Consider the following 4,437-nt stretch of genomic DNA (forward strand, 5'->3'; position numbering starts at 1 on the left):
TCCGCTTCGGCACCGTGAATGCGGTGATCGATCGGCAGGAAATGCTTGGCTGGCAAGTCGTTGTGCCACGCGATGCGCGCCGTGCTACCGCTCTTCGCTTCAATGATGGGACCAGGCATGCAGCCGCCATAAGTCCACACCCGAGTTGGCGGCAGATCGCGGTGCAGGCGTTGCTCGGTTTCTTGCATCGCGATGCGCAGCGTCTTCTTGCCGGCGTGCAATAGCGGCGCCCGCGGCAACGCATCGACGAACGGCGTCAATTGACCGGGATCGAGCAGACGCGGCACGACATGGTTTTTATCGGCGACCAAGTGCTTGCACAACTCGCCACCGCCCATCTTGAGCATGGATGCCATGTCATGCGCGGGCAGACGCGCGCATAGGCCCGCGCCAAGCCCCAACGTGGACCACTTCAGAAATTGGCGACGAGACGATGGCATGGACACCATCAGCGTGATGTTTCCACCACCTCACCGGTTTGCTCATCCAGCATCAAGTGGCGATCAGCCGTCTCGCTCTGCCTGAAATCGAACATGGATTGGATGCTGCCAGCGACAGCATCGAACGAGCCGCCGCCCACGCGCTGGCCCTTCAGCCAGTTGTCCTCGATAAAACGCAGGATCGACGACTGATCGGCAAGGCTGTGATCGACGTAGTTCATGCGCGCCCATGGCGAAATCACTAGCAGCGGCAGGCGCGGACCGTGGCCGCAACGCCCTTGCACCGGCTGCGTGGTGTTTACGCCACGCAACGTGTCGCGGCCATGGCACACGCCCGGTGCATTGAGCGCATCCAGGCTGCTGTGCGATGCATTGACTTGCGGTGCGGCCTGGTGGTCGTACCAGCCATCGGAATCATCGTAGGCAATGACCACCGCGGTATCGCGCCATTCCGGACGCTGCTGCAACATGTTGATCACGTGCACGACGAACTGCTGTTCGTCCAGCGGATCGGAATAACCGGCATGGCCGTCCTGATAGCCCGGCGCCTTGAGAAAGCTCACCGCCGGCATGTTGCCTGCTTCTAACGCCGCATAGAAATCATGGATGTCGTACTGATGATTCGCCGCATCGCCGTTGTGGCCGATCATCGCCACCGAGCTTGGGCGCACATGCGTGGGATTGGCAGTGCTGGCGTAGTACTGGAAGGGTTGGTGATGCGGGATGTAATCCAGCTTTGTTACTTGAGTGACGGCCGACGTGGTGCTGCGCTTGCAGCCGGTGGTGCCGTTTGCATTCACGGCCGTGAGATCGAAACCGCCTTCGAAGAAGCCCCAGGTGATGCTTTTGGCGCTGAGCAGATCGCCGACGTTCTTGCCGCGCAGGCGCACACGCGAGCCGCTGGAAGGTGAACATACGTCGTCAATCGGGTCGGCATCGCCGATCAGCGTGTAACCGTCCTGGCCATCTGCCACGACGTCGGCAGCAGCGGCAAGCTGTTCGCTGACGCCGTTGGTTTGGCCGGCGATCAGGTTGATCGCCCCCGGCGTGGACGGACCAAACGTGGTGCCATAGCTGTTGTCGCTCATTGCGAAATGCTGTGCGTAGTGCCATAGCGCGGTGACGGTGTTGCCATCGTAATAGCCCATCACCTGACCACTGCTGTTCTGCTCCGGCGTGCCACCCGGCAGCGGCTCGCCCGAACCGGTGTATTTCGGAAACAGATCCATCGCGCCGTTGTTGAACGCCTGTTGCTCCGGCATGTAGTCGTGATCCTGATCCGCCGTGGCGGCTTGCGCACGCGACAGGCGGAATGGATTGATCGCGCCCTTGCCATTGGCAGCGTTGCGGGCATTGGGATTGTTGGTAAGCAGTTCCTTGGTGAGCCCATTGACCTTCGGCGTGCCCGGCTTCGCATGAAACGATGGTTCGCCTGGCGTGTTCACCGCATTCGGGTAGGTGCCGAAGTAATGATCGAAGGAGACGTTCTCCTGGTAGATCACTACCAGGTGCCTGATCGGCGTGGCGGCGGAAACATGCTTGTGCGCGTCTTTTGCATGCGCATGGGTCGCATGGTCAGGAGCGGCCATGGCGAGAGCGGACAGGACAGCAATCGAACCAGCAGCAAGACAAACGGTAAGACGTAAACGCAAGGTACGCTCCGATAGCGATCAGTGGGCACGCTCTGTTCAGCGTAATCCACGACCATAGGCAGTAGCGATGACATCCTTATAACAACGAAGCGACGGCATCCTGCTGCCGTTTGCTCGCCGGCGAGTCATAGCCATAACGTACAAAAACGTCTTGCGTAGACCTACATCCCTACCCTGACCTTTGACACTGTGTCCCCCGTGACCTTTGGCCTAGCTTGGCGGGTCATGGCCGCGATAACCGGGGAACGTCCACTGCGCGGCCTGCCATAGCAGGAGCGCCTGCGGGCGAATCATTCGACTCTTTACAGAGGGATATACATGACCATCAAGCATTTGAAGCCACTGTTGCTGGCCGCCAGCGTCGCCTTTGCCCTGGCCGCGTGCGGCAAGCAGGAACAAGCCCAGGCACCCGCCCCGGCCCCTGCCTCCACCGCGCCGGCCGCCGCATCCACCACCGCCAGCGCCGCCAAGCCGACCAGCGTGTTCGATGCCAGCGAACTCGATGCCGCCATCAACGCCTGCCAGGACTTCAACGGCTTCGTCAATGCCAAGTGGATCGCCGCCAATCCCATTCCGCAGGACCGCACCCGCTGGGGTGCTTTCGATGCGCTGGCCGAGAAGAGCCTGAGCACCCAGCACGACATCGTGGATGCCGCCGCCAAGAACGCCGCCCAGGCCAAGCCGGGTTCGATCGAGCAGAAGATCGGTTACCTGTACCAGGCCGGCATGGATCAGGACGCCATCAACAAGCTGGGTTACGAGCCGCTCAAGCCGCAGCTGGCACAGATCGATGCGTTGAAGACGCCGATTGACGTGGCCAAGTACATCACTGACCGCTTTGCCCAAGGCGACAACCAAGTGTTCGACTTCGGTTCCGGCGCCGACTTCAAGGATGCCAAGATCCAGATCGGCTACACGAACCAAGATGGCCTTGGTCTGCCCACGCGCGACTACTACACGGATAAGAAATACGCCGACATCCGCGACGCTTACAAGGGCTATATCGCCAAGTCGCTGGAGCTGACCGGCGTCTCCGAGGCGGATGCCAAGAAGCAGGCCGATGAGGTGCTGGCGTTCGAGACCAAGCTCGCGCAAGCCTCGCTCTCGCCCACCGAAATGCGCGACCTGGACAACCAGTACCATTTCGTGAGTGTGGCCGAAGCCGACAAGATCACCCCGCACTTCAACTGGGGTGATTTCTTCAAGGCGCAGGGCGTCACCATCGACAAGGGCTTCTCGCTGTCGCAGCCGAAGTTCTTCGCCCAGTTCGACAAGCTGCTGACCAGCGCACCGATCTCGCAGTGGCAAGCCTACCTGCGTTTCCACGCCATCAGCAGTGCATCGCCCTACCTGAGCACCGCCTTCCAGGACAACCGCTTCGACTTCTACGGCAAGACCCTCTCCGGCCAGCCGGAACAGAAACCGCTGTGGAAGCGCGTGCTGGGCGCCGTCAACGCGTCGATGGGCGAAGCGCTGGGCCAGCTGTATGTGGCGAAGGAGTTCACGCCGGAAGCCAAGCAGCGCGCCGAAGAACTGGTCACCAACGTGCGCGACGCGCTGAAGGATCGCATCCAGCACCTGGATTGGATGAGCGACGCGACCAAGCAGAAGGCGCTCGACAAATGGGGCAAGTTCCTGCCGAAGATCGGCTATCCGGACCATTGGCGTAGCTGGGACGGCCTGGACATCAAGCAAGGCGACTACTACGGCGACGTGATGGCCGCGGCCAGGTTCAACTACCAGTACGACATCGGCCACATCGGCAAGCCGACCGATCGCACCGAATGGGGCATGACGCCACAGACGGTGAACGCCTACTACGACCCCAGCACCAACACCATCAACTTCCCGGCCGCGATCCTGCAGCCGCCGTTCTTCTATGCCCACGGCGACGACGCGATCAACTACGGCGGCATCGGCGCGGTGATCGGTCACGAATCCAGCCATGGCTTCGACGACCAGGGTGCGCAGTTCGATGGCGACGGCAACAAGGCCGACTGGTGGACGGCGCAGGACAAGGCGCAGTTCAAGGCACGCTCCGGCAAGCTGGTCGATCAGTTCAACGGCTATGCACCGCTGAAGGACAAGCCGGACCTGCACGTCAACGGCCAGCTCACCCTGGGCGAAAACATCGCCGACCTCGGCGGCCTCAACGTGGCGTACGACGCGTTGCAGGATGCGCTCAAGAAGAACCCGAGCGAAGCGCAGGACAAGATCGACGGCTACACCCAGGACCAGCGCTTCTTCCTGAGCTGGGCACGCGTGTGGCGCAACAACACGCGCGAGAAGCAGGCCGAGCTGTACCTCAACATCGACCCGCATGCCCCCGCTTCGCTGCGCGCCAT

General features: G+C 61.5%; 3 protein-coding genes. 1 reads left to right on the forward strand and 2 read right to left on the reverse strand.

Annotation, left to right across the window (positions count from 1 at the left end):
* The coding region (locus tag VJR68_RS19590; RefSeq protein WP_324150379.1) for a multicopper oxidase domain-containing protein at window positions 1-440 on the reverse strand (440 nt) is incomplete at its 3' end.
* A gap of 8 nt (window positions 441-448) precedes the next feature.
* Window positions 449-2,029 carry an alkaline phosphatase family protein gene (locus tag VJR68_RS19595; RefSeq protein WP_324150381.1) on the reverse strand — a complete coding sequence of 527 codons (1,581 nt, stop codon included), beginning with the start codon at window positions 2,027-2,029 and terminating at the stop codon, window positions 449-451.
* Window positions 2,030-2,410: 381 nt separating this feature from the next.
* Between VJR68_RS19595 and VJR68_RS19600 the strand changes: the two genes are divergently transcribed.
* The coding region (locus VJR68_RS19600) for a M13 family metallopeptidase (protein WP_324150383.1) at window positions 2,411-4,437 on the forward strand (2,027 nt) is incomplete at its 3' end.

This window comes from Dyella sp., from assembly GCF_035277725.1.
Lineage (GTDB): Bacteria > Pseudomonadota > Gammaproteobacteria > Xanthomonadales > Rhodanobacteraceae > Dyella_B.

Excerpts from the sequence above, each read along its gene's own strand:
- VJR68_RS19595 (WP_324150381.1), bottom strand. The coding sequence starts at position 2,029 with ATGGCCGCTCCTGACCATGCGACCCATGCGCATGCAAAAGACGCGCAC.